Here is a 24,405-nt window from a genome sequence, read left to right on the forward strand (position 1 = left end):
AGTCGGATGGACTTCGCGTTCAGCGAGGAGCAGGAGGAACTGGGGCGCACGGTACGGGCGTTCCTGGCGGACACCTCGCCCGAGGGTGAGGTACGGCGGCTGATGGAGACCCCGGAGGGTTTCGACCGGGCCTTGTGGCGCCGGATGGGGACGGAGCTGGGTCTGCAGGGGCTGGCCGTCCCCGAGGAGTACGGCGGTGCCGGGTGCGGGCCGGTCGAAGTGGGCGTGGTCATGGAGGAGATGGGCCGCGCGCTGCTGTGTGCGCCGTTCCTGTCCTCGGCCGTGCTCGCGACGACCACGCTGCTGCGCTGCGCCGACGAGGAGGCACGCAAGCGTCTGCTGCCGGGACTGGCCTCCGGCGAACTCGTCGCGACGGTTGCCCTGACGGAGGACTCCGCCCGCTGGGACGCCCGAGGCGTGCGGCTCACCGCCCGTGAATCGGGCGGGAGTTGGCTGCTGGACGGGCACAAGATGTTCGTCCTCGACGGCGCCGCCGCCGATGTCGTCCTCACCGTCGCCCGGACCGACGACGGGATCGGCGTCTTCTGCGTGGAGGGCGACGCACCCGGGCTGACGCGAGAGCCGCTGCCCACCTTGGACCCGACCCGCCGACAGGCGCGCCTCGACTACGCCGGCGTACCGGCAACGCGGCTGCGGACACACGGAGACGGCTGGGACCTGGTCGCGGAGGTCCTCGACCGGGCGGCGGTGGCGCTGGCCGCCGAGCAGGTCGGGGTGGCGTCCCGGGCGCTCGACATGGCGGTGGAGTACGCCAAGGTACGCCACCAGTTCGGGCGGCCCATCGGCTCCTTCCAGGCCGTGAAGCACCTGCTGGCCGACGTCCTGCTCGAAGTGGAGTCGGCCCGCGCGGCCGCGCACTACGCGCTCCTCGCCGCCGAGAGCGAGGCCCCCGACCTGCCCGCCGTGGCGAGTCTGGCCAAGGCGTTCTGCTCGGATGCCTGTCTGCAGGCGACGGCGGAGAACATCCAGGTCCACGGCGGCATCGGCTTCACCTGGGAGCACCCGGCCCACCTGTATCTCAAGCGGGCCAAGACGTCACAACTGCTGTTCGGCGACCCGGCCTTCCACCGGGAACGGCTCGCGCAGCGCATCGGACTGGACGCGGTCACGGTCGAGGGAGCGGCATGAAGGTCGACGGCAAGCTCAACGTGTGGGGCACGGCGGAGGTCGTGGAGGAGGCCCGGCACCACGAGAAGTCGGGCTACGACGGCCTGTGGGCGTCGGAGTCCAAGCACGACCCGTTCCTGCCGCTGCTGCTGGCGGCGGAACACACCGACCGTCTGGAGGTCGGCACGGCCATCGCGGTGGCCTTCGCCCGCTCGCCCATGCAACTCGCGTACACCGCCCACGACTTGCAGGCGTACTCCGGCGGGCGCTTCTCGCTCGGCCTCGGCAGCCAGATCAAGCCGCACATCGAGCGGCGGTTCTCGATGCCCTGGAGCCGGCCCGCCGCACGGATGCGGGAGTACGTGAGCGCGCTGCGCGCCATCTGGGCCGCCTGGAACGAGGGCGAGAAGCTCGACTTCCGCGGCGACTTCTACACGCACACCCTCATGGCGCCCTTCTTCGCTCCGCCGCCCTCCCCCGGCGGCGCCCCGAAGGTGTACGTGGCCGCCGTCGGGGAGGCGATGACGCGGGTCGCGGGCGAGGTCGCGGACGGGCTCCTCGCGCACGGCTTCACCACCGAGCGGTATCTGCGGGAGGTCACTCTGCCGACGGTCAAGGCCGGGCTGACGGCCACCGGCCGTACCCGCGCCGACTTCTCCGTCTCCCACCTCCTCCTCACCGCCACCGGCCGCACCGAGGAGGAGATGGCCCGCGCGGTGGCCGGCACCCGCCGGCAGATCGCGTTCTACGGCAGCACCCCCGCCTATCGCGGCGTCCTGGAGCTGCACGGCTGGGGCGAACTCGGCGACGAGCTCCACGCGCTGTCGAAGTCGTCCCGCGAGGACAAGTGGGAGGCCATGGGCGGCCTCATCGACGACGAGGTCCTGCACGCCTTCGCCGTCGTCGCCGAGCCGGATCGGGTGGCGGGAGAGATCCGGCGCCGGTACGGGGCGCTGGTCGACCGGGTGTCCTTCTACACGGCGTACGAGATCGACGCCGGGGTGTGGGAGCCAGTCGTGCGGGAGTTGCGTGAGATCGACTAGAGCCCGGATGGGCCGTGGGAGCGGCTGTCCCATCGGACAGGCTCCCGTCACCCGAGCAGGTCGAGGACCGTCGTCATCGACTTGTTCTGCAGCAGATAGTCCTCCGCCTCCTGGAGGTGGACCCGCCACAGCTCCTCCGCGGCCTCGGACCGCCGCGCGGCCACCAGGTCGACCAGTACGCGGTGGGCGCGGAAGCCGCGGCGGTTGGCGCGGATGTTCTCGGGGCTGCCCGCGTCCAGGTCGACGTGGGACCAGTTGGCCTGGTCGATGATGTGCCGGACCATGCCGTTGAGGACGCCGAGCGTCTCGTTGCCCGCCAGTTCGACGACGAGGGCGTGGAACTCCATGTGGGCGCGGATGAAGGCGGACGGGTCGTCCATGAGCCCCTCGGCCTCGGCGACGGCATCCCGCAGCCGCTCGAGGTCCTCCTCCGTGCGCCGCTGGGCCAGCAGGCCGGCGCACGGCGCCTCGATGACCGTACGGGCGTCGTACACGTCCTTGAGGGTCGTGCCCCGGTACTCCAGCACCACGCCCGCGTAACGCGCCGCCACCGTGCCCTCCGGCTCCTGCACGCGCGCCCCGCCCCGAGCGCCCCGGCGCACGCTGATCAGCGACTCCGACTCCAGCACCCGGAACGCCTCGCGCAGCGTCGGACGGGAGACCTCGAACTCCTCCATCAGCGTCGTCTCGGACGGCAGCGCGTCGCCCTCGGTCAGTTCGCCGCGCACGATCATCCGGCGCAGCCGTGCCGCCACCAGCTCGGCCATCTTGGGGACCCGGACCGGCGTGTTCGCCACCGCGCCCACCTCCGCCCTCAGTGAGTGTTCTCCGGTACGAAGTACGGCAGCGCGATCTCGTCAGTGAGGGCGCGGAAGTCGACCCGCACGCGCATCCCGATGACGACGCCACCGGCGTCCACGTGCGTGAGCAGGGTGCCCCCGTCGTCCAGGTCGACGACGGCCAGCGCGAAGGGCGTGTCGAAGCCGGGGCCGGGCGCCCGGTGCACGACGGTCACCGAGTAGACGGTCCCCCGGCCCGCGCTCGGCACGTACCGCCAGTCCCGCGACATGCAGCCGGGGCAGGCGGGCTCGGGCACGAAGAAGCGCAGGCCACAGCTCGGGCAGTGCGGGACGACCAGGTCCCCGCGCCGGGCCGCGTCCCAGAACGGCCGGGACAGCTCGGTGGGGACAGGCACGGGACGGCTCATCGCATCCTCCCCAGCACGCTCATCTCGTAGTGCTGCGCCCCGGACCCGGCGTTGCCGACGACGGCCAGCTCGGCGCCGTCGACCTGATGGACGCCGGTGCCGCGCAACTGCCGTACGGCCTCGACGACTTTGAGCGTCATCTGCTGGGTACCGTTCCAGGCGTACGACAGACAGCCGCCGTCCGGATTGACGGGATGCTTGCCGCCGACGGCGATGGCTCCGCTCGCGGCCAGTGGTCCGCCCTCGCCCTCCCCGCACAGCCCGAGAATCTCCAACTGGCGGATGATCTCGAAGGAGTTGGGGTCGTAGAGGGAGAACACGTCGATGTCGTGCGGGCTCACCCCGGCCATGGCATAGGCGCGGTCGGCCGCGTCCCGGCCGATCTGCCCGACCTCCCGGTACAACGCCGGGTTGGCGTACGCCGCCTGGTGGTACTCCATGCCGCCGCCGAGGACCGCGACGGGCGGGCGGGGCAGGTCGCGGGCCCGTTCGGCGGTCGTGACCACCAGGGCGGCGCCCCCCTCGCCGACGATGCAGCAGTCCAGCAGGTGGAAGGGCGTGGCCACCATGCGGGAGGCGAGCACGTCGTCGGTGGTGTACGGGCCGCGCCCGTACATCATCGCCTCCGGGTTGCTCGTGCCGTTGTTGCGGATCGTGGCGGCGACCTCCGCGAGCTGGTGGGAGGTCGTGCCGTACTCGTGCATGTGCCGTGCCGCCACCAGCGCGAACTGGGCGACGACGTAGCTGCCCCAGACGTCGGCGAACTCCAGCGGCACGCCCGCCCCGACGGGGCCCGTCCCTCGCGAGACCAGCTTGCAGCCGCCGACGACCACCGTGTCGGCGAACCCGGCCCGTACAGCCGCCGCCGCTTTCAGCAGGCCCCGCGAACCGGCGTTGTCGAGCATCGAGTCGCTGGTCCAGCGCAGGTCCCGGCCGAGCATGCGCGCCCAGGAACTGCCTTCCCCGGGTACGCCGCCCGGCCCGGGCCAGTCGACCTGGGCGCCGTCGACGTCCGAAGGCGCGAGCCCGGCGTCCTCGATGGCGCCCCTGACCGCTTCGAGAGCGAGGTCCATCGCGTCGCGGTGCGGGAGCGACAGCGCCTGCTCGGTCGCGTACACGCCGACGACGACCGGCTGCCGGGCGTCCGTCACGGTCTCACCGCCCCGCGCCCAGCGTGGCCCCGCCCGGATAGCCGCCTCCGCCGAAGCGCTCGTCGAGCGCCTCGTAGTCCTTGGCGAAGTCCTTGGTGCGGGGCAGCGCGTCGATGAACTCCACGGTCTTGGGCTTCTTGTACGAGGCGATCCGCGCCCGGCAGTGCTCGACGATGTCCGCCTCCGTGACCGGCTCGGCGTCCGGGTGCAGTACGACGACCGCCTTGACGTCCTGCGCCCAGCGCTCGTTGGGCACGCCGATCACCGCGGCCTCCTTGACCGCGGGGTGCGACTCGATGCAGTTCTCGACCTCGGCGGGGAAGATGTTCTCGGCCGCCGACTTGAGCATGCGGGTCGTCGTGCCGAGGAAGCTGATCGTGCCGTCGGGCTCGCGCCGGCCGAGGTCGGTGGTGTGCCACCAACCGAAGCGGAAGCGCTGCTCGTTGATCTCGGGCCGGTTCCAGTAGCCGAGGTGCACGAGGTCGCCGCGCACGCAGATCTCGCCGACCTCGCACTCCTCACCCCGCTCGTCGAGTATGCGTACGGCCGTGAAGGGACCGGGCCGTCCCGCGTTGCCGAGACCGCTGCCCCCGTAGGCGCCGGTCACGGCGAAGCCGGTCACCTCCGTCTGCCCGTAGCCTCGGCCCTCTCCGCCGCCGTTGCGGGTGAAGCGGCTGGTGTCGGTGGGCACGGTGCCCTGCCACAGCGGCGCGGCGACACTCGCCCGCAGGTGGGACAGGTCGTGCCCGGCCTCGCGGTTCAGCTCGACGAGCTGCGCGATGGTCGGCGGCATCAGGTAGGCGTGGGTGCAGTGCTCCGCCGCCAGCAGCGGGAGCAGTTCCTCGGCGACCACCCGGCGGACGATCACGTTCTTGCCGCCGTGCACGAAGGCCGGGACGCCCCAGAACTGGTAATTGCCGATGTGGAACATGGGCCCGGCGCCGAGGAACGCGGTCTCGGCGCCGATGTCACCCATCCAGGCGGCGTTCGTGCCCATCGCGAGCAGGTTGCGGTGCGAGAGCATCGAGCCGGACTGCCGGCCGGAGATCGCCGCCGTGTAGATGACCAGGAGGGCGGAGTCGGGGTCGACGTCGGCGGCCGGGTTCTCGGGTGAGCCGGAGGCGAGGAACGACTCGTACGAGTCGGGGCCCTCGGTGTCGTGCCGCAGCCACAACGCCCGGTGGTCGCTGCCCAGTTCGGCGCGGGCCTTGCTGACGGTGTCGCCAATCTCCTCGTCCTGCCAGACCACGACCCGGGGGTCGAAGTCCTCGACCGCGAACGCCATTTCGGGGGCGGCCCAGCGCCAGTACCCCGGGCAGACCATGGCGCCGATCTTCGCTGCGGCGCCGAGCAGTTCCCAGATGCGGAAGGAGTTCTGGCCCAGCCACAGGATCCGGTCGCCGGGGCCGACCCCGGCATCCGTGAGGGCGTGGGCCAGTCGGTTGGTGCGTTCGTCGAGCCGCGGCCAGGTCAGGCGGACGTCGCCGTCGACCAGGGCGACGCGGTCGGGGAAGGACCTGCGGTGCTCGCGGATGATGTCGCCGAACGTCAGGCGGCGGGCGGGATTCACGTCGATCGCTCCTGTGAGGTTTCGTCAGACGCGGGCTACGCCGACGCCCTTGACGTTGATGAACTCGTCGAGTCCGGCCCGACCGCCCTCGCGGCCGAAGCCACTGATGCCCACGCCTCCGAAGGGCGTGGCGGGTGAAGTGATCGGGTTCGGGCCGGGGTTGACGTAGACCGTGCCGGCCTTCAGGCGCGGTACCAGACGGTTGACCCGCGCGATGTCGCGGGACTGGATGTACGCGGACAGCCCGTACTCGGTGTCGTTGGCGAGGGAGACCGCCTCGTCCTCGGTGTCGAACGGGGTGATGGCGAGGACCGGGCCGAAGATCTCGTGCTGGGCGAGGTCGCTGCGGTTGTCGACGTCGGCGAAGACGGTCGGGGTGACGAAGTAGCCGTCGGTGTCGATGCGTTCACCGCCGTACACCAGCCTGCCGGCTCGATCTTCGAGCGCCTTGTTGATGACGCTCTGCACTCGGTCACGGGCGGCGGCGTTGACGAGGGGGCCTATGTACGTCGTCGGGTCGAGCGGGTCGCCGACGGGGAGGTGGGCTACGACCCCGGTCACGCGCGCCACGACCTCGTCGTAGATCGGCCGCTCCACCAGCAGCCGGGTCGGCAGCGCGCAGCCCTGGCCGGTGTTGCTCATCGCGAAGGCCGCGCAGTACGGCACGACCGTGTCCAGGTCGGTGTCGGCGAAGAGCAGGTTGGCGGACTTGCCGCCCAGCTCGAACAGGACGGGCTTGAGGCTCTGGGCGGCGGTCGCCATGATGCGGCGGGCGGTGGCGGGGCCGCCCGTGAAGGAGATCTTGTCCACGCCCGGGTGCGCCACCAGGGCCTCGCCCGCGTCGCCGAGCCCGGTGACGACGTTGACGACGCCCTCGGGTATGCCCGCCTCGCGGGCCAGGTCGGCGAAGAGCAGGGCGGAGAACGGGGTGGACTCGGCCGGTTTGATCACGACCGTGTTGCCGGCGGCGAGCGCGGGCGGGACCTTCATCGCCAGCGACAGGGCGGGCGAGTTCCAGGTGATGATGTGGCCGATGACGCCGTACGGCTCGGCGAGGGTGTACTCGACGTTCTCGTGCGGGCTGTGGGCCGCGCCGACGATGCCCTCGATCTTGTCCGCCCAGCCGGCGTAGTACTCGGTCCACTCGGCGACGTGCGGTCCGACGTTGTCGGCCCAGCCGCCGATGCAGACGCCGTTCTCCAGCGGGCAGATCGCCGCGAAGTCGGGGATGTGGTCGCGGATCAGCTGGGCGAAGCGGGTGAGCAGGCGGCGCCGCTCGGCCGGGCGCATGGACCCCCAGACCTCGAAGGCCTGACGGGCCGCCGCCACCGCCCGGTCCACCTCGGCGGGCCCCGCGAGCGGGATACGGGCCTGGACCAGCCCGGTGGCGGGGTTGATGTGCTCGTGGAGGCCGCCGCTCGCCTCGTGGAGATCCTTGCCGCCGATGACGAGCCTGGGGCGCGGCAGATCCTGCTCGGCTCTTTGCTGGTGCAGCTTCACGTCGACCGTGACCACGGTGCCTCCCGGAGCCCGCTGCCCTGACAAGCGTACAGCTTAAATAGATAACCTATTTAGCCGAACCAATCAATGCCCGCGCCGTGCCCGCGCTCGGCGCCTCTCACCGCCCCTCACGGCCCGGCCCGCTCACAGCCCCAGCGACCGCCCGACGATCTCCTGCATGATCTCCGACGTGCCGCCGAACACCCGCTGCACCCGGCTGTCCCGCCAGATCCGGGCGATCTCGTACTCGTTGACATAGCCGTAGCCGCCGAAGAGCTGCATGCAGCGGTCGATGACCTCCCAACCGGTCTCGGAGGTCCAGTACTTGGCGGCCGCGGCCTCCTCGGCGGTGAACTCGCCGTCGACCAGCGCCATGATGCAGCCGTCCAGATACACCCGCGCGACGCCCAGCTTGGCCTTGGCGTCGGCGAGGGCGAAGCGGTTGGCCTGGAACTCGCCGATCGGCCGGCCGAAGGCCGTGCGGGTCTTGGCGTACTCCAGTGCCAGCTCATACGCCCGCTCCGCCGCCGCGAGCGAGGAGACGGCGATGGCCAGCCGCTCCGTCGGAAGGTTGCCCATCATGTGGTAGAAACCGCGCCCCTCCTGCCCGATGAGGTTCTCGGCGGGTACGCGGACCTCGTGGAAGAAGAGCTCGGCGGTGTCCTGGGCCTTCATCCCGACCTTGTCGAGCTTGCGCCCGCGCTCGAACCCCTCGGCGCCGCGCTCCACGACGATCAGGCTGATGCCCTTGTGCCCGGCGTCCGGGTCGGTCTTGCACGCGACGATGACCAGGTCGGCCAGGATGCCGTTGGTGATGAAGGTCTTGGAGCCGTCGATCACCCACTCGTCGCCTTCCCTGCGGGCGGTGGTCCGGATGCCCTTGAGGTCGGATCCGGCGGCCGGCTCGGACAGCGCGAGCGCGCAGATGATCTCGCCGCTGATCACTCCGGGGAGCCAACGGGCCTTCTGCTCTGGGGTGGTGAGGTTCATCAGGTAGGGCGGGATGACGTCGTTCTGCAGGCCCAGCCCGATGCCGACCGAACCCGTGGCCGCCATCTCCTCCGCCATGATCGCGTTGTAGCGGAAGTCCCGGATCCCCTGACCGCCGTACTCCTCGGGGAACTGCCAGCCGATGAGTCCGGCCTTGCCCGCGGCCAACCACGCGTCCCGGCCGACCTGACCCGCACGCTCCCACTCCTCGGCGTACGGGGCGCATTCGCGCAGGTAGTAGGCGCGGGCCGTCTGCCGGAACAGCTCGTGCTCCTCGGTGAAGATCGTACGGCGCATGCTCGACTCCGCTCCCGCGTCTCACGCACTCGACATCTCGCTTATTTAGCTGAAGTAGTTATACGATAGCGCTGTTTCCAGACCCGGGCGAGGGAGGACGCGTGAGCGTACGGGACAAGGTGGCACTCGTCACCGGGGCGGGGCGTGGCATCGGCGAGGCGATCGCCGACCGGCTCGCCGCCCAGGGAGCCGCGGTCGCCGTCTGCGACCTGGATCCGGAGGCGGCGGACAAGGTCGCCGCGCGGCTGGCGGAGCGGTACACGGTGCGGGCGCTGGGCGTGGGCGCGGACATCTCCGACAGCGCGGCCGTACGCACGGCCGTGGAGCGGGTGACGGCCGAACTCGGGCCGGTGGACGTGCTGGTCAACAACGCGGCCGTGGATGTCATCGGCCGGTTCGTCGACAGCACCGAGGAGACCTGGGACCGGATCATCGCCGTCAATCTGCGCGGGACGATCACCGTGACCCGGGCCGTCCTCGACTCGATGATCGAACGCGACGGCGGGCGGATCATCCACATCGCCTCGGACGCCGGCCGCGTCGGCTCCTCCGGCGAGGTCGTGTACTCCGCGACGAAGGGCGGCGTCATCGCCTTCGGCAAGGCGCTCGCCCGCGAGGTCGCCCGGCACGGCATCACCGTGAACAGCGTCTGCCCCGGGCCGACCGACACCGCGCTGCTCGGGCAGGTCGCCGAGTACAGCCAGAAGATGTACGACGCGACCGTGCGGGCCATCCCGCTGCGCCGCGTCGCCCGGCCCGACGAGATCGCCGGCGTGGTGGCCTTCCTCGCGTCCGACGACGCCGCCTACCTGACCGGGCAGACGCTGTCGGTCAGCGGCGGTCTGACGATGGTCTGAGGTGAGCACCGTGCTTCGTGTCGAACTCCGCGACCGGCTCGCCGTGTTGACCCTGGACCGGCCCGAGCGGCTCAACGCCGTCGGCTCCGAGACCGTGCGGCGACTCACCGAGGCGCTGGAGGGCATACGCGACGATGACGACGTACGCGCACTGGTCGTGACGGGAGCGGGCCGGGCCTTCTCCGCCGGCGCCGACCTGGGGGAGATCGAGTCGTTCACCGCACCCGGCCAGTTCCGGGACTTCGTGGGGCGCCTGACCGAGGCGTACGCGCTCCTGGAGGACTTCCCCAAGCCCTCGGTGGCCGCCGTCCACGGGTTCGCGTTCGGCGGCGGTCTGGAGCTGGTGCTCGCCTGCGACCTGCGGGTGGTGGAGCGGGGCGCCCGGCTGGGCCTGCCGGAGATGAAGCTGGGCGTCCTGCCGGGGGCGGGCGGTACCCAGCGGCTGCCGCGCCTCCTGCCGCCGGCGATCGCCAAGCAGATGATCCTCAGCGGTGAACCGATCGAGGCCGAGCGCGCCTGGCAGCTCGGGTTGGTCAATGAGCTGGCGGAGCCCGGCGGAGCGCTCGCCGCGGCCGAGAAGCTGGCCGGTGGTCTGACGGCCGGGGCACCGCTGGCGCTCGCCGCGGGAAAGCGGTTGATCGACTACGGCGTCGGAATGGACCTGGGGTCGGCGATCGCCTACGAGCGGGAGACCGTCACGGTGCTGTTCTCCACCGAGGACCGGGCCGAGGGGCTCAATGCGTTCCGTGAGCGCCGCCCGGGCGAGTTCCGCGGCGTGTAGGCGTCCCTACGAATCTGTACGCGTCCCTGCGTATCTGGAGGTGGGCCGTGCGGCCACTGGAAGGCATTTCCGTCGTCGAGCTGGGCATGTGGGTGGCCGCCCCGGCCGCGGCCACCATGCTGGCCGACTGGGGTGCGGACGTGATCAAGGTGGAGGCGCCCACCGGCGACCCCAACCGGTACACGCTCAAGCACGTCGGCCAGGACATCGACAGCGAGCCCCCGTTCGAGACGGACAACCGCGGCAAGCGCGGGATCGTCCTCGACCTGCGATCGGAGGACGGCAAGGACGTGCTGGAGCGGCTCCTGAAGCGCGCCGACGTCTTCGTCACCAACCTCCGTCCGGGCGCGCTGGAGCGGCTGGGCCTGGCACCGGACGAGCTGCGCGCCCGCCATCCCCGCCTGGTCGTCGGCACGTTGACGGGGTACGGCTGGACCGGCGCCGAGCGCGACCGGGCCGGGTACGACGTCTCGGCCTTCTGGGCGCGCCCCGGCATCGCCGCCATGCTCAACCCGGCCGGCGAGCCCCCGCCCGGCATCCGGCCCGGCCTCGGCGACCGCACGGCCGCGTCCAACCTGGTGGCCGGTGTCCTGGCCGCCCTGCTGCGCCGCGAGCGCACCGGCGAGGGCGGCGTGGTGGACGTGTCGCTGCTGCGGTCGGGGACGTACGCGAACGGCAACGACCTCGCCCTGCAGAACTTCTTCGGCAAACGCGGCCGTACCCGCCACCGCAGCGAGCACGAGTCCCCGCTCTACAACTGCTACCGGGCCGCCGACGACCGCTGGTTCTGGCTCGTCGGCCTGGAGGGCAACCGGCACTGGCCCGGGGTCGTCAAGGCGCTGAACCGCGAGGACCTGTCGGCCGACGAGCGGTTCGCCACCGGCAAGGCCCGGCGGGCGCACGTGCGTGAGCTGATCGCCGTGTTCGACGAGGAGTTCGCGAAGCGGCCGCTGGAGGAGTGGGCGGCGCGGTTCGACGCCGAGGGCGTGTGGTGGGCGCCCGTGCAGACCTTGGCGGAGGTGTCCGCCGATCCGCAGGCGGAGGCGGTGGGGGCGTTCGTGGAGCAGCCCGGCATGGGCGACGCGCCGCCGCTGAGGACGGTGGCGACCCCGGTCGGCTTCTGGGGCGTGGACGACAAGCCGCGCTCCGGCGCGCCGACGCTGGGTGAGCACACCGCCGAAGTACTCGACGAGCTGGGACGGACTGGGAGGTAGGGCGTGGGCATCCTCGACGACAAGGTCGCCATCGTGACGGGTGGCGGCAGGGGCCTGGGCCGGGCGCATTGCCTGGCCCTCGCGGAGGCCGGCGCGACCGTGGTCGTGAACGACCTCGGCTCGGGCGTGCACGGTGAGCGGACCGGCGACTCCCCCGCCGACGACGTCGTCACCGAGATCACCAAGCTCGGCGGCCGGGCGGTCGCCGACCACGCGTCGGTGACGGACTGGGCGGCGACCGAGGCCATGGTCGCGGACACCGTCGCACAGTTCGGGCGGCTCGACATCGTCGTGAACAACGCCGGGATCGTGCGCGACCGCATGCTGTTCTCGATGACCGAGGCCGAGTTCGACGCGGTGATCGCGGTGCATCTCAAGGGCACGTTCGCGCTCACCCGGCACGCCTGCGCGTACTGGCGGGAGGCGTCGAAGCGGGGTGAGCCGGTCGCGGGCCGCATCATCAACACGACGTCCGGGACCGGCCTGTTCGGCAACCAGGGGCAGGCCAACTACGGCGCCGCGAAGGCCGGGATAGCCGGGCTCACCGTCCTCACCGCCCTGGAGATGCGCCGCTACGGCGTCACCGCGAACGCCGTCTCGCCGATCGCGGCCACGCGGATGACCGAGGGACTGGAGGTCGGCGCCGGCCTGGCGTCCACGGACGGCTTCGACCCGCGCGACCCGGCCAACGCCTCCGGCGTCGTCGTCTACTTGGCCTCGGACGCCGCGTCCTGGCTGACCGGACAGGTGCTGCGCATCGAGGGCAACCGGCTGAACAGGCTGCAGGGCTGGACCGTGGCGGGCGTGTACCCCAGCCGTTCGGGGCAGGCCCTGACGCCCGGGGAACTCGTCGAGGCCGTACCCCGGTTGTACGGCGTCGCACCCGCCGGGCGCGCCACGGGAGTCGGTCAGTGAAGGCCCACGACCTGGCCGCGCTGACGCTCCGCGCGACGCTCGGCCCGATGCTCTTCGCGCACGGCTGGAACAAGGTCAACGGGCCGGGCGGGATCGAGGGCACGACGGGCTGGTTCGAGGCCCTGGGGCTGAAGCCCGCCGCGGTGCACGCGCGCATGGCGGCCGGGACCGAGATGGCGGCGGGACTGGGCCTGACGCTGGGCGCCGCGGGCCCGCTGCCCGCCGCCGCGACGGTCGGTCTGATGACCGTGGCCGCGCGCACCGACCACCGCGGCAAGGGCTTCTTCGTCTTCAAGGGCGGCTGGGAGTACGTCGGTGTCGTGGGCGGCGCGGCGGTGGCGCTGGCGGCGCTCGGCAACGGCCGCTACTCGATCGACGGCCTGCTGGGGCGGCAACGGGCGGGCGCTGGGCCCGCGTTGCTGGCGGCGGCGGTCGGCACGGCGAGCGCGGCGGGGCTGCTGGCGGTGTGCTACCGGCCGGACGAGCCGGAACAGAAGCCGGACGACCCGGAACGAACGCCGGACGACCCGGACAAGAACCAGTGAGGGAGTGACATGGACGCGGATGACTTCAGCTCGGTGCTGTCCGAGGTCCGGCGTTTCGTGCGGGAGCGCGTCGTGCCGCTGGAGGCGGAGATCGACGAGAAGGACGAGATGCCCGCCGAGATCCGCGAGGCGGCGAAGAAGATGGGTCTGTTCGGCTTCGCGCTGCCCGAGGAGTACGGCGGACTGGGCCTGTCGATGTACGAGGAAGCCCAGTTGATGTTCGAACTGGGGTACACGACCCCGTCCCTGCGCTCCATGTTCGGGACGAACAACGGCATCGCCGGACACGTTCTGATGGTCGGCGGCACCGAGGAGCAGAAGACCGAGTGGCTGCCGAGAATCGCCTCCGGTGAGGTCCTGGCGTCGTTCGCGCTCACCGAGCCCGAGGCGGGATCCGACCCGTCGACGCTCACCACACGTGCTCACCTGGACGGCGACGACTGGGTGATCAACGGCGCCAAGCGGTACATCACCAACGCCCCGCTCGCCGACGTCTTCATGGTCTTCGCCCGCACCGATCCCGACGCCCCCCGCACCCGGGGCATCTCGACCTTCCTGGTCCCGGCGGGCACTCCGGGGCTGACCGTGGCGCCCCGGGACCACAAGATGGGCCAGTTCGGGGCGTGGACAGCGGATGTCCACTTCGACGACGTACGCGTCCCGGCCTCCGCCCTGGTCGGCGGCGAGGACGGTCTGAACCGGGGCTTCGCCACGGCGATGGGCTGCATAGCGCACGGCCGGCTGCACATCTCGTCGCTGTGCGTGGGCATGGCCGAGCGGCTGGTCGACGAGTCGGTGGAGTACGCCCGTACGCGCCGCCAGTCCGGCAAGCTCATCGGTTCGTTCCAGCTGGTGCAGGGCCTGATCGCCGACTCGATGACCGACTACTACGCCGGCCGGGCCACGGTCCTTGAGGCCGCTCGCGCCTTCGACGCCGGTACCGACTCCAAGATCGGCCCGTCCTGTACGAAGTACTTCGCCAGCGAGATGGTGTGGCGGGTCGCGGACCGCGCGGTGCAGATCCACGGCGGGGCGGGCTATATGCGCGGGGTCGCCGTCGAGCGCTTCTACCGGGACGCCCGGCTGTTCCGTATCTACGAGGGCACCAGCCAGATCCAGCAGGTCATCATCGCGAAGGCGCTGCTGGGAGAGGCGGCGCGCGGCTGAGACGGGGCGGCGACTCCAGGTCGCCGCCCCGCCCCCGTTGCTGTCCTCAGATGCCGAGCCGGTCCAGCAGCCGCTCGTGGTAGATGGCCGGACCTCCGAAGAGCAACTGCGAGGACTTGGCCCGGCGGAAGTACAGATGGGCCGGGTGCTCCCAGGTGAAGCCGATGCCGCCGTGGACCTGGATGTTCTCCATGGCGGCGACCATGTACGCCCGTGAGCAGCACGCGTGTGCCACGGCGGCGGCCACCGGGAAGTCCGGCGCGTCGCCGGCGGCCAGCAGCGCCGCCTCCCGGGCGGATGCCTCGGCCAGTTCCACCTGGACGAGCATGTCGGCGCACTTGTGCTTGACGGCCTGGAAGGAACCGATCGGCCGGCCGAACTGGTGCCGGGTGCGGGCGTGCTCGACGCTCATCTCCAGGCACCTGCGCGCCCCGCCCGCCTGTTCGGCGGCCAGCCCCACCGAGGCCACGTCCAGGACCTTGGCCATGATCCGCCCGCCCGCCCCGTCCGGACCGACGGGCGTCGCGGGCACGGCGTCGAACGTCAGCCGGGCCAGCGTCCGGGTGGCGTCCAGAGTCTCCATCGCCTCGGCCGTCACGCCCGGCGCTGCCCGGTCGACCGCGAAGAACGAAGGACCGGCGACCGTGCGGGCGACGACGAGGATCAGGTCGGCCGTCGTCCCGTCGATAACGAAGCCCTTGCGGCCGCTGAGCTTCCAGCCACCGTCTGCGTCCGCAACCGCACGTGTGGAGATCAGCGCCGGATCCCACGAGCCGCCTTCCTCGGCGACCGCGAGGGTGGCCATGGTCCGCCCTGCCGCGATGCCGGGGAGATGACGCGCGCAGGCCTCCGAGTCCCCCGAGGCCAGCAGCGCCTGGGCGGCGAGCACGACCGTCGAGAAGAACGGCGAGCAGAACAGGGCGCGGCCCATCTCCTCCAGTACGACACCGAGTTCGACCGGTCCGAAGCCGTCGCCGCCGTACTCCTCCGGGATGGCCAGGGCGGGCAGTCGCAGTTGGTCGGCGGCCTGGGACCACACGTCCGGGTCGAAGCGCGGCTCGCTCTCCATGAGCTTGCGCACGGCTTCCTCGGGCGACTTCGCCGCCATGAACTCCCCTACGGAGGCCCGGAGTTCCCTCAGTCCACTTGCGTCGGCGCTCATGCGCGTGCCTCCTTGGGCAGACCGAGGACCCGTTCCGCGAGGATGTTCTTCATGATCTCCTCGGTGCCCCCGAGGATGCGCAGGGCCGGGGTGGCCAGGAGGAGTTCGGACCAGGCGTACGTGCCCCACTGACCGGTGTCGGCGATGAGACGCGGGCCGAGGCAGTCGCCGACGAAGTGGGCGGCCCGGGTGAGGTTCTGACCGTACATCAGCTTGGCGACGGACCTTTCGGGGCCGGGGGCGACGCCCGCCCGCAGGCTGCGCTGGGCGCGGGCGTTGAGATGGCCGGTGGCGAGGACGTCGACGAGGAGTTCGCCGAGGCGGGCGCGCAGGGCTCGGTCGTCCCAGGTCCAGGTGGCGCGCATGAGCGCCGAGAGATGGTCCGGGGACAGGGCGGCGGCCACTGGGCCCGCGCCCTCGGAACCGACCGTGTCGCGCTCGTTCATCAGGGTGGTCAGGGCGACCGTCCAGCCGCCGTCGATCTCGCCGAGGCGGTGGTCGTCGGGGACGCGGACGTCGGTGAGGAAGACCTCGTTGAAGTCGGCGCCACCGGTCATCTGCCGCAGCGGGCGGACCTCGACGCCGGGCGCGTCCATGGGGACCAGGAAGGCCGTGATGCCGCGATGCTTGGGCGCCTCGGGGTCGGTGCGGGTCAGGGCGAGGCCCACATCGCTGTGCTGGGCGACCGACGTCCACACCTTCTGCCCGCTCAGCACCCACTCCTCGCCCTCACGGACGGCCCGGGTCGTCACGCTCGCCAGGTCGGATCCCGCGTCGGGCTCGCTGAACAGCTGGCAGGCGATGGCGTCTCCGCGGTACATCGCGGGCAGCCAGCGTTCCTTGATGTGGGGCTGGGCGTGGGCGAGGATCGTGGGCCCGATCATACCGAGGCCGACCACACCGAGGACGCCGGTGTCCGGGACGTCGTACTCCGACTCGATGGCGTCGTAGACGAGATCATGGACGGGGGTCAGGCCCCGGCCGCCGTACTCGGGCGGGCCCGTGATCCAGCCGAAGCCGTTCTCGTAGCGGATCCGCTGCCACTCGCGCGCCCGCCGCACCTGCTCGGCCTCCTGCTCGGGCGGGAGGCTGCTGAAGTACGCCATCGAGTCGTCGCCCTGCCCCCAGGTGCGGGCCGCGCGGTCGGGGGCCTTGGTCGCGTGCGCGTCGAGGAAGCTGCGCGCTTCGGCGGCGAAGTCCTGCGTGTCCTGTTCCATAGCGGTTCCCTGTGCGTTCAGGTCGAGAGGATCGTCACCGCCGACGCGCCGGGCGCGCCGTACAGGTGGGTGTATCCGACGCGGGGCGTGCCGGGGACCTGCCGGGCTCCCGCGCTGCCGCGCAGCTGGAGGACGATCTCGTGGATCTGGCGCAGGCCGGACGCGCCGATGGGCTCGCCGTTGCCGAGCAGTCCGCCGTCGGTGTTGACCGGGAGCCGGCCGCCGATCCCGGTGGCGCCCTCGGCGATCAGACGCTCCTGTTCGCCGTCCTTGCAGAGGCCGTTCTCGGCCATGTGGATGATCTCCGACCCGGCGTCGGTGTCCTGGAGCTGGGCGACGTCGACGTCCTCCGGGCCGATGCCCGCCCGTTCGTACGCCGCCTTGGAGGCGTCCACGGTCGGGCTGTCGACGGGCTCTCCGACCGGGAACGACGGGCTCTGCACCTCGAAGGCGCCGAGGCGGCGGCTGCGCAGGGCGGTGGCACGGACCCGTACGGGCTTGCCGGTGTACCTGTGCGCCTGGTCGGACCGGCACAGCACGACCGCCGCCGCGCCCTCGTCCGGGCCGCAGTACATGTACTGCCGGAGCGGGTAGTTGAGGATCGGTGAGGCCAGGATCTCCTCCACCGAGAGCGGGGTGCGGCGCCAGGCCTTGTCGTTCGCGGCGGCGTTGCCGAAGTTCTTCGCCGCCACGCGGGCCAGCGTCTCGTGGGAGATGCCGTGCTCGTGCATATAGCGGTTGATCTTCATGCCGAAGAAGTGGGTGGTGAGGAAGAGCCCGGTCTGCCCGTACCAGGAAGGGATGCCGGCCACGGACGGATCGGCGGCGAACGCGCCGCGCGGGTGTTTGTCCAGGCCGATGGCGACGGTCAGGTCGTGCTCGCCGGTCTCGATGGCGCGGGAGGCCAGGGCGATGGCCGTACCGGCCGTGGCACAGCCGTTGAACACCCCGCGCAGGGGGATTCCGGTCAGGCCGAGCCGTCCGACTATGGCGTCCGGGTTCGCCACCTCGTAGCTGCCGATGTAACCGCCTTGGATCTGGGGCCACTTGACGCCCGCGTCAGCGAGCGCGAGCCGCACCGCCTCCGCGCCCATGTCCAGCGCCGGCTTCCCGGGGAACCTCCCGAAGGGGTGGAGTCCCACGCCGATGATGACGGCCTCGGTCACGGTGTCTCCTCCTCGGCCGGGGCGAAAGCGAACGTCATGACCTCGGTGCCGTCGTCCTGAACGGCGTAGGGCACGAGGGTGAGTCGCATGGTCTGGCCGATGCGCAGCTTGTCCGGGTCGGGTTCGGTGAGGCGGGCCTCCACCAGCAGTTCGCCGGGGAGTTCGACGTAGCCGACCGAGTAGGGCTCGAAGGACTCGGGGCCGTCGTACGGCGGGGACGGTGGACGGAAGTTCTGGGTGGTGTACGTCCAGAGGGTCCCGTGGTCCGCGAGGATCCGTTCCTTCGACTCCGCGCTCGCGCATCGCACACAGTCGGGGGCCGCCGGGAAGCTCACCAGCCCGCAGGCCGCGCACTCGGATCCGATGAGCCGCAGCGGGGCGTCCGGCCAGGTGAACAGGGACTCGGCGACAGGCCGTCGGGTCGTCATGTCACGCTCCGTTCCGGTTGCCGAGGGCGTCGGCGTTCGGTGCCGCCTTGGCCACGAGGTTCGGCACGACGGAGGTGAGCTCCTGAGGCGTCCACCGGTTCTCGGCGCTCGCGCCGGGGCCGTTGACCCAGCCCTCCAGGACAGTGATCCGGTTGCCCATGACGCCGAACACGCGGCCGGTGACCTCGCGTGAGGCGGCCGAGCCGAGCCAGACGACGAGGGGGGAGATGGCCTCGGGAGTCAGGTCCTGCGTCCGAGCGGCCTGCCGCATCATCTCGATGTCCTCGGTCAGCCGGGTGAGCGCGGTGGGTGCGATGGCGTTCACCGTCACTCCGTAACGGGCGAGTTCGGCGGCGGCGATGAGGGTGAGGCTGGCGACTGCGGCCTTGGCGGAGCCGTAGTTGGACTGGCCCGGGTTGCCGAAGATGCCGGACGGGGAGGTCGTGTTGATCACCCGGGCGTCGTTGACGTGGCCGGTCTTGGCGCGCTCGCGCCAGTACGCGGCCGCGTGGCGCAGGGTGGCGAAGCTGCCCTTGAGGTGGACGGCGAGCACGCTGTCCCAGTCCCGCTCGGTCATCGACACGATCATCCGATCGCGCAGGATGCCGGCGTTGTTGACCAGCACGTCCAGGCCGCCATAGGTGTCGACGGCCTGCTGGACGAGCCGGCCGGCGCCGTCCCAGGTGGAGATGTCGTCCGTGTTGGCCACGGCCTCGCCGCCGGCCGCGGCGATCTCGTCCACCACGGCCTGGGCGGGTCCGGCCGAGGCACCGCCCCCGTCGCGTGCTCCGCCGAGGTCGTTGACCACGACCTTCGCGCCGTGCGCGGCGAACGCCAGGGCGTGTGCCCGGCCGATGCCGTTTCCGGCGCCGGTGACGACCACGACTCGGCCGTCGACCACTCCTTCGGACATCCTCGACTCCTCGATCACAGTGATGGGCCGGCATCGGTGAACAGCACCCGCGGGTCCTCGCTGCCGCAGGCGCAGCGGTCGGCGACGACGCGGCCGGGGATGCCGAGCCGGGTCTCGGGCAACGGTGAGGTGCGTCGCTCCCCCGCGGCCACGCACAGCTCCCCGTCCCGCTCGCCGACCCGCCACTCGGCGGCGTTGACGTGCGCGCCGCTCCGCTCCGGGCACTCGATGGCCAGAGCCGGACCCACGGCCGAGAACAGACAGGCGGGCACCCCCACTCCGCGCAGCACGGGTAGGGCGGCGGGCCGGGCCAGGACGACCGGTGTCGAGCGGAACATCTCGCCGACGTCGGCGGCCCCGGAGAGGCCCTCCAGGGTCTCGGCGGACAGGCCGATCACCGCGTGCGGGCGCAGTTCGCGGTGGAAGACCGAGGTGCGGCGGTGGTCCCAGCCCATCGCCTCGGCGATGCCGTACGTCACCTTCAGCGAACGCAGGGCGCCGATCACGGCGTGCCCCCAGAAGCCTTCGAAGCCGGACGCTGTCAGCAACGCCCGTCGGCCCGCTGCCAGTCCGTGCTCGCGCAGCCGTGCGGTGACCCACTCGGTGTCCCGGGCGAGTTCGGCCCAGGTCAGTTCCACTTCCCGGACGCCGGCGGCGGTGGGGACGCGGACGAGGTAGGCGAGTTCCGGGCGGTCGAGTTCCCTGGCCCGGGCCAGGGTGTCGGCGCGAGCCATCAGCTCTTCACCACCCGGGGGAACTTGGCGACGCTGGTCATGGTCTTCAACAGGTCCTCCTCGGGGCGCATGTCGAGCACGGGCTTGACCCCGGTCCGCTCCCGCACGGCCTCGCTCAGCCGGCCGGCCAGCGCGTCGACGTCACCGGTGAGATGGGGGTCGTAGCCCACACGGAGGCGCAGTTCCTCGACCTCGCGGCCGGACCGGACGATCTGGAAGACGCCCGCGACCGTCTCCGGCTGGTCCTCCACCGCCTGCCAGATGTCCCGCAGGACGACGGAGCGTCCCCGGACGACGGTTTCGTCGCCACGGCGTCCGGCGACCCACATCCGGGCGTGGGTGCGTCCGCAGCCGCAGGTGTCCCGGGACAGCCGGACCAGGTCCTCGCTGCGGTAGCGGATCAGCGGGGCGGCGCGGTTGTCCAGGTCGGTGGCGACCAGTTCGCCGAGGTCGCTCTCCGGTACGTCGCGCCAGCCGCCCCGCTCGTCGACCTCGACGCACTCGGCGAGGACGGTGTCCTCCCAGAGGTGGAAGCCGTCGTGCTCGCGGCACTCCCAGGCGGTGCCGGTGTCGGCGGCGCTGGTGTACTCGTAGACGTCGATGCCCCAGTCGTCGCGGATCCGCTCGCGCATCTTCCGGCTGAGTGGCTGCCCGGCGCAGGAGGCGCCCTTGAGGGAGGAGAAGGCCTCCCTCAGATCCGTCTTGTCGGCGAGGTGCTCCAGCTCCACCATCTGCGGATACATCATCTGGAGGTAGGCGGGGCGGTAGGTGCGCAGGGCCTCGACGACCTCGTGCATCTTGCCGAGCCAGGTGTCGACCTCGATGACGACGGCGCCGAGCGCCTGGTAGCCGGGGTCCATGAGGTTGCGGAAGGTGCCGGGCGGGCTCAGCACCCGGTCCCCGGGCCTCAGGCCGAGTTCCCACAGGTCGCGCACCTGCGCGGTCACCAGGGGCGGCGCGTCCTGCCAGATCTCGGCGAAGAACTCGGGGTCGCCGGTGGTGCCCGAGCTGGACGAGACCGAGGTGAGTTCCTCGGGCGGTACGCACAGCAGACCTCCGAAGGGGTCGCCCGTGCGGGCCCGGTGGGCGCGCACCATGTCCTTCGTGATGAACGGCACGCGCGCCCGGAAGTCCCGCAGCGACCGGATGTCCCTCGGGTGCACCCCGTGCTCGTCCCAGAGCTCGCGGTAGAAGGCCGAGTTGGCGTAGGCGTACTCGACGAGCTCCAGGACCCGTTCCTCCTGCCGCGCCCGCAGTTCCTCGCGGGGCATGGTCTCCACCTGCGGCTCGAAGTACCTGTCAGCGGTGTCCCTGTCACCGACCATGGCGCCTCCTCGCGGCTCAGTGCCCAGATCTTCCAGCTATCAGCGCAATCAGTCAACCAATTCGACGGATTCAAGGCTAGGTATCGCGCGCCGCCGATCCATATAGTTAACTATTAGAACTCATTCAACCAACCGAAGGGGTGTCGTGAAGATCGTTGTCTGCGTGAAACACGTGCCCGACGCCGCGGCCGACCGCGGCTTCACCGAGGACGGCAGCACCGACCGCGCGTCGGTCGACTCACTGCTGTCCGAGCTCGACGAGTACGCCGTCGAACAGGCCCTGCGGCTCGCCGAGTCCGGCGTCGACGCCGAGATCAGCTACCTCACCGTCGGCCCCGACGACGCCCGGGACGCGCTGCGCAAGGCGCTGGCCATGGGCGGCGACTCGGCGATCCATGTGAGCGACGACGAGATCGAGGGCAGCGACGCGCTCGGTACGTCACTCGTCCTGGCCAGGGCGATCGAGCGGCACGGCTTCGATCTCGTGCTGTGCGGGATGGCCTCGACAGACGGCACCATGGGCGTCGTGCCGGCGATGCTGGCCGAGCGGCTCGGCGTCCCGGCCGTCACGCATCTGGAGGAGCTGGCGGTCGAGGACGGCACGGTGACCGGGCGCCGTGAGGGCGACGGGGCGACCGTGCGCGTGCGGGGCACTTTGCCGGCCGTGGTGTCGGTGACCGACCGCTCCGGCGACGCACGCTACCCCTCGTTCAAGGGGATCATGGCCGCGAAGAAGAAGCCGCTCGAGACCCTCGACCTCGCCGACCTCGGCATCGAACCGGAGCAGGTCGGTCGGGGCGGCGCCCGGTCGGCCGTGGACGCCGCGGCCAGACGCCCCCCGCGCTCCAAGGGCGAGATCGTCGCCGACGAAGGGGCGGCCGGCGCCTCGCTCGCCGCATTCCTGACCGCGAAGAAGTTCATCTGACCCGACCCCCGGAAAGGAGCGCGCCACCATGGCCGAGATCCTCGTCCTCGTCGACCACACCGACGGCGTCATACGCAAGCCGACCCTCGAACTGCTCACCCTGGCCCGCCGGTTGGGCGAACCGTCCGCCGTCCTCCTGGGCTCCGGCGCTGACACCGCGACCGAGACCCTCGGACGGTACGGCGCCCGCAAGGTCTATGTCGTGGACGCCCCGGAGGTCGACGAGTACCTCGTCACCCCGGCCGTCGATGCCCTTACCCAGATCGCCGAGCGCACCGGCCCGGCGGCGATCCTGCTGCCGTCCGGGCCGGACGGCAAGGAGGCCGCCGCACGGGTCGCGATCCGCCTCGGCTCCGGGCTCGTCACCGATGCCGTCGACGTCACCGCGGGGCCGGACGGGCCGGTCACCGAGCAGTCGGCGTTCGCGGCGACGTACCAGGTCACGGCACACATCACGCAGGGCGTCCCGGTCATCACGGTCAAGCCGAACGCCACCGCGCCCGAACCCGCCCCCGTCACCCCGGTCGTCGAGAAGCAGGACATCTCCTTCGGCCCGGCCGCCACCGCCGTACGGGTCCTGTCCCGCACGCCACGGGAGCGCGGCGACCGTCCCGAGCTGACCGAGGCCGAGGTCGTGGTCTCCGGCGGCCGGGGCGTGAACGGCGACTTCGCCGTGGTCGAGCGGGTCGCCGACGCGCTGGGCGCCGCCGTCGGGGCCTCCCGTGCCGCCGTGGACGCCGGCTGGTACCCGCACAGCCACCAGGTCGGCCAGACCGGCACCCAGGTGTCCCCGCAGCTCTACCTCGCCGCCGGCATCTCCGGGGCGATCCAGCACCGGGCGGGCATGCAGACGTCCAAGACCATCGTCGCCGTCAACAAGGACGCCGACGCCCCGATCTTCGAACTGGCCGACTACGGCGTCGTGGGGACCTGTTCGAGGTGCTGCCGCAGTTGGTGGCGGAGATCGAGCGCCGCCGCAGCTGACCTTTCACCGCTCGGGCCTTCCCTTCCACGCACGATACAACTAAAATCGCTAACTGATTACAACCATTGACCCGAAGGAGCGTCATGTCGAAGATCTGGGTCAACTCGGGGGACTCGCACGTGATGGAACCCGCCGACGTGTGGACCGAGAGGCTGCCCGCGCGGCTCGGCGCTCGTGCCCCGCGCAGTGAGCGCGGCGAGAAGTACGAGATGCTCTACATCGACGGCGAGCGCATCGACCGCCAGCTCGGCGACTTCATGGACGCGATGCGCCCGCCGGGCGCCTGGGACCTGAAGGTCCGGCTCAAGGACCTCGACCAGGAGGGCGTGTGGGCCCAACTGGCCTTCCCCTCCATGGGTTTCTGGCTCGTGTCGATCACCGACCGGGAGCTCGCCCGGGAGACCGTGCGGGCCTGGAACGACTGGGCGCACGAGGAGATCCTCAAGCGGAACAAGCGCGTGATCACCACCGCCTGTGTCTCCACGGCCGACATCGGCGACGCGGTCGCCGAGCTGGAGCGGGCGGCGGAGATGGGCTTCCAGGCGGTGTTCCTGCCCTGCTCGACACGCGAGGGCGAGGAGTACGCCCTCGACCGCTGGGAGCCGCTGTGGACGGCGGCCGAGCGGGCGGGCATGGTGCTCGGGTTCCACATCGGCACCGGCGGTCAGAACGTCGTCTTCCGCGGGCCCGGCGGCGCCGTCGTCAACTACATAGAGACGACCTACCCGGGGATGCGCGTGGTGTCCCACATGGTCGCGGGCGGCGCGCTGGACCGTCACCCCGACCTCAAGATCCTGATCGCGGAGGGCGGCGCGGGTTGGGTGCCCGCCATCGGTGACCGCATGGACGAGGCGTACCGCCAGCACGGCATGTTCGTCCGGCCGAAGCTGAGCCGGCTGCCCAGCGAGATCATCAGGCAGCAGGTGTACGCGTCCTTCCAGCACGACAAGAGCTCGGTGGAGATCGTCGAGTCGACCGGCTACCGCAATGTGATGTGGGGCGACGACTACCCCCACCTGGAAGGCACCTACGGCCACACCCAGTCCACGCTCCACGACCTGTTCGACGGCGTGCCGGACGACGTCCGCGAGCGTGTCACGCGCGGCACCTTCAACGAGCTGTTCAAGCTGCCCGAGCAGACTCCCCAGGAGGCGGCCGTCTGAGCTCCGCCGGCGGCGAGACACC

General features: G+C 71.4%; 23 protein-coding genes and 1 pseudogene. 11 read left to right on the forward strand and 13 right to left on the reverse strand.

Features of this window, described 5'->3' with window-relative positions:
* Positions 1–6 precede the first annotated feature (6 nt).
* Together I2W78_RS36175 and I2W78_RS36180 are read left to right on the forward strand one after the other, a co-directional pair.
* Positions 7–1,149: an acyl-CoA dehydrogenase family protein gene (locus tag I2W78_RS36175; RefSeq protein ID WP_196464973.1), complete on the forward strand. Its 1,143-nt coding sequence runs from the start codon at positions 7–9 to the stop codon at positions 1,147–1,149.
* Positions 1,146–2,171, forward strand: a complete 1,026-nt coding sequence (locus I2W78_RS36180; protein ID WP_196464974.1) for an LLM class F420-dependent oxidoreductase — start codon at positions 1,146–1,148, stop codon at positions 2,169–2,171. The genes I2W78_RS36175 and I2W78_RS36180 overlap by 4 nt, the downstream gene beginning before the upstream one ends.
* Positions 2,172–2,218: 47 nt before the next feature.
* Here I2W78_RS36180 and I2W78_RS36185 read toward each other — a convergent pair whose 3' ends face one another.
* The 6 genes from I2W78_RS36185 to I2W78_RS36210 form a co-directional block, all read right to left on the reverse strand.
* Entirely contained in the window at positions 2,219–2,968 is a 750-nt protein-coding gene (locus tag I2W78_RS36185) for a FadR/GntR family transcriptional regulator (protein ID WP_307784022.1), read from the reverse strand.
* Positions 2,969–2,985: 17 nt separating this feature from the next.
* The gene (locus I2W78_RS36190) at positions 2,986–3,378 is read right to left on the reverse strand and encodes a Zn-ribbon domain-containing OB-fold protein (protein ID WP_196464976.1); all 393 of its coding nucleotides are present in this window, start codon (positions 3,376–3,378) and stop codon (positions 2,986–2,988) included.
* A complete protein-coding gene (locus tag I2W78_RS36195) occupies positions 3,375–4,529 on the reverse strand; it encodes a thiolase family protein (protein WP_196464977.1) in 1,155 nt (384 codons plus the stop codon). Before I2W78_RS36195 ends, I2W78_RS36190 begins: the two co-directional genes overlap by 4 nt.
* A gap of 4 nt (positions 4,530–4,533) precedes the next feature.
* On the reverse strand, positions 4,534–6,099 hold the full coding sequence (locus tag I2W78_RS36200; RefSeq protein WP_196464978.1) for an AMP-binding protein: 1,566 nt from the start codon (positions 6,097–6,099) through the stop codon (positions 4,534–4,536).
* Positions 6,100–6,123: 24 nt separating this feature from the next.
* On the reverse strand, positions 6,124–7,614 hold the full coding sequence (locus tag I2W78_RS36205) for an aldehyde dehydrogenase family protein (RefSeq protein WP_196464979.1): 1,491 nt from the start codon (positions 7,612–7,614) through the stop codon (positions 6,124–6,126).
* Positions 7,615–7,743: 129 nt separating this feature from the next.
* The gene (locus I2W78_RS36210) at positions 7,744–8,886 is read right to left on the reverse strand and encodes an acyl-CoA dehydrogenase family protein (protein ID WP_196464980.1); all 1,143 of its coding nucleotides are present in this window, start codon (positions 8,884–8,886) and stop codon (positions 7,744–7,746) included.
* Between the two features lie 101 nt (positions 8,887–8,987).
* On the opposite strand from I2W78_RS36210, the gene I2W78_RS36215 reads away from it, so the two are divergent.
* Genes I2W78_RS36215 through I2W78_RS36240 form a run of 6 tightly spaced genes read left to right on the forward strand, consistent with a single transcriptional unit; the run spans position 8,988 to position 14,365 of the window.
* The gene (locus I2W78_RS36215; protein ID WP_196464981.1) at positions 8,988–9,743 is read left to right on the forward strand and encodes an SDR family NAD(P)-dependent oxidoreductase; all 756 of its coding nucleotides are present in this window, start codon (positions 8,988–8,990) and stop codon (positions 9,741–9,743) included.
* Between the two features lies 1 nt (position 9,744).
* Positions 9,745–10,524 (forward strand): enoyl-CoA hydratase/isomerase family protein, encoded by a 780-nt coding sequence (locus I2W78_RS36220; protein ID WP_196464982.1) that lies wholly within the window; start codon positions 9,745–9,747, stop codon positions 10,522–10,524.
* A gap of 47 nt (positions 10,525–10,571) precedes the next feature.
* On the forward strand, positions 10,572–11,738 hold the full coding sequence (locus tag I2W78_RS36225) for a CaiB/BaiF CoA transferase family protein (RefSeq protein WP_196464983.1): 1,167 nt from the start codon (positions 10,572–10,574) through the stop codon (positions 11,736–11,738).
* A gap of 3 nt (positions 11,739–11,741) precedes the next feature.
* The gene (locus tag I2W78_RS36230) at positions 11,742–12,653 is read left to right on the forward strand and encodes an SDR family NAD(P)-dependent oxidoreductase (RefSeq protein WP_196464984.1); all 912 of its coding nucleotides are present in this window, start codon (positions 11,742–11,744) and stop codon (positions 12,651–12,653) included.
* Positions 12,650–13,198, forward strand: coding sequence for a DoxX family protein (locus I2W78_RS36235; RefSeq protein WP_196464985.1), 549 nt, complete (start codon positions 12,650–12,652; stop codon positions 13,196–13,198). The genes I2W78_RS36230 and I2W78_RS36235 overlap by 4 nt, the downstream gene beginning before the upstream one ends.
* Positions 13,199–13,207: 9 nt before the next feature.
* Positions 13,208–14,365, forward strand: a complete 1,158-nt coding sequence (locus I2W78_RS36240) for an acyl-CoA dehydrogenase family protein (RefSeq protein ID WP_196464986.1) — start codon at positions 13,208–13,210, stop codon at positions 14,363–14,365.
* Between the two features lie 46 nt (positions 14,366–14,411).
* Here the strand turns inward: I2W78_RS36240 and I2W78_RS36245 are convergent, their stop codons facing one another.
* Genes I2W78_RS36245 through I2W78_RS36275 form a run of 7 tightly spaced genes read right to left on the reverse strand, consistent with a single transcriptional unit; the run spans position 14,412 to position 21,310 of the window.
* Positions 14,412–15,527, reverse strand: coding sequence for an acyl-CoA dehydrogenase family protein (locus tag I2W78_RS36245; RefSeq protein ID WP_196464987.1), 1,116 nt, complete (start codon positions 15,525–15,527; stop codon positions 14,412–14,414).
* Positions 15,524–16,744, reverse strand: coding sequence for an acyl-CoA dehydrogenase family protein (locus I2W78_RS36250; RefSeq protein ID WP_196464988.1), 1,221 nt, complete (start codon positions 16,742–16,744; stop codon positions 15,524–15,526). The genes I2W78_RS36245 and I2W78_RS36250 overlap by 4 nt, the downstream gene beginning before the upstream one ends.
* Positions 16,745–16,761: 17 nt before the next feature.
* A complete protein-coding gene (locus I2W78_RS41515) occupies positions 16,762–17,910 on the reverse strand; it encodes a thiolase family protein (RefSeq protein WP_196464989.1) in 1,149 nt (382 codons plus the stop codon).
* Positions 17,907–18,338 carry a Zn-ribbon domain-containing OB-fold protein gene (locus I2W78_RS36260; RefSeq protein WP_196464990.1) on the reverse strand — a complete coding sequence of 144 codons (432 nt, stop codon included), beginning with the start codon at positions 18,336–18,338 and terminating at the stop codon, positions 17,907–17,909. Before I2W78_RS36260 ends, I2W78_RS41515 begins: the two co-directional genes overlap by 4 nt.
* Position 18,339: 1 nt before the next feature.
* Positions 18,340–19,251 (reverse strand): SDR family oxidoreductase, encoded by a 912-nt coding sequence (locus I2W78_RS36265; RefSeq protein WP_196464991.1) that lies wholly within the window; start codon positions 19,249–19,251, stop codon positions 18,340–18,342.
* Between the two features lie 14 nt (positions 19,252–19,265).
* Positions 19,266–19,985, reverse strand: coding sequence for a hypothetical protein (locus I2W78_RS36270; protein ID WP_196464992.1), 720 nt, complete (start codon positions 19,983–19,985; stop codon positions 19,266–19,268).
* Positions 19,985–21,310, reverse strand: coding sequence for a phenylacetate--CoA ligase family protein (locus I2W78_RS36275; RefSeq protein ID WP_196464993.1), 1,326 nt, complete (start codon positions 21,308–21,310; stop codon positions 19,985–19,987). Before I2W78_RS36275 ends, I2W78_RS36270 begins: the two co-directional genes overlap by 1 nt.
* A 145-nt stretch (positions 21,311–21,455) precedes the next feature.
* Between I2W78_RS36275 and I2W78_RS36280 the strand changes: the two genes are divergently transcribed.
* The 3 genes and pseudogenes from I2W78_RS36280 (at position 21,456) to I2W78_RS36290 (ending at position 24,383) form a co-directional block, all read left to right on the forward strand.
* Positions 21,456–22,235 carry an electron transfer flavoprotein subunit beta/FixA family protein gene (locus I2W78_RS36280; protein ID WP_196464994.1) on the forward strand — a complete coding sequence of 260 codons (780 nt, stop codon included), beginning with the start codon at positions 21,456–21,458 and terminating at the stop codon, positions 22,233–22,235.
* A gap of 28 nt (positions 22,236–22,263) precedes the next feature.
* A pseudogene (locus I2W78_RS36285) lies at positions 22,264–23,219 on the forward strand (electron transfer flavoprotein subunit alpha/FixB family protein).
* An 84-nt stretch (positions 23,220–23,303) separates the two neighbouring features.
* A complete protein-coding gene (locus tag I2W78_RS36290; RefSeq protein ID WP_196464995.1) occupies positions 23,304–24,383 on the forward strand; it encodes an amidohydrolase family protein in 1,080 nt (359 codons plus the stop codon).
* Positions 24,384–24,405 lie beyond the last annotated feature (22 nt).

It is taken from the genome of Streptomyces spinoverrucosus, from assembly GCF_015712165.1.
Lineage (GTDB): Bacteria > Actinomycetota > Actinomycetes > Streptomycetales > Streptomycetaceae > Streptomyces > Streptomyces spinoverrucosus_A.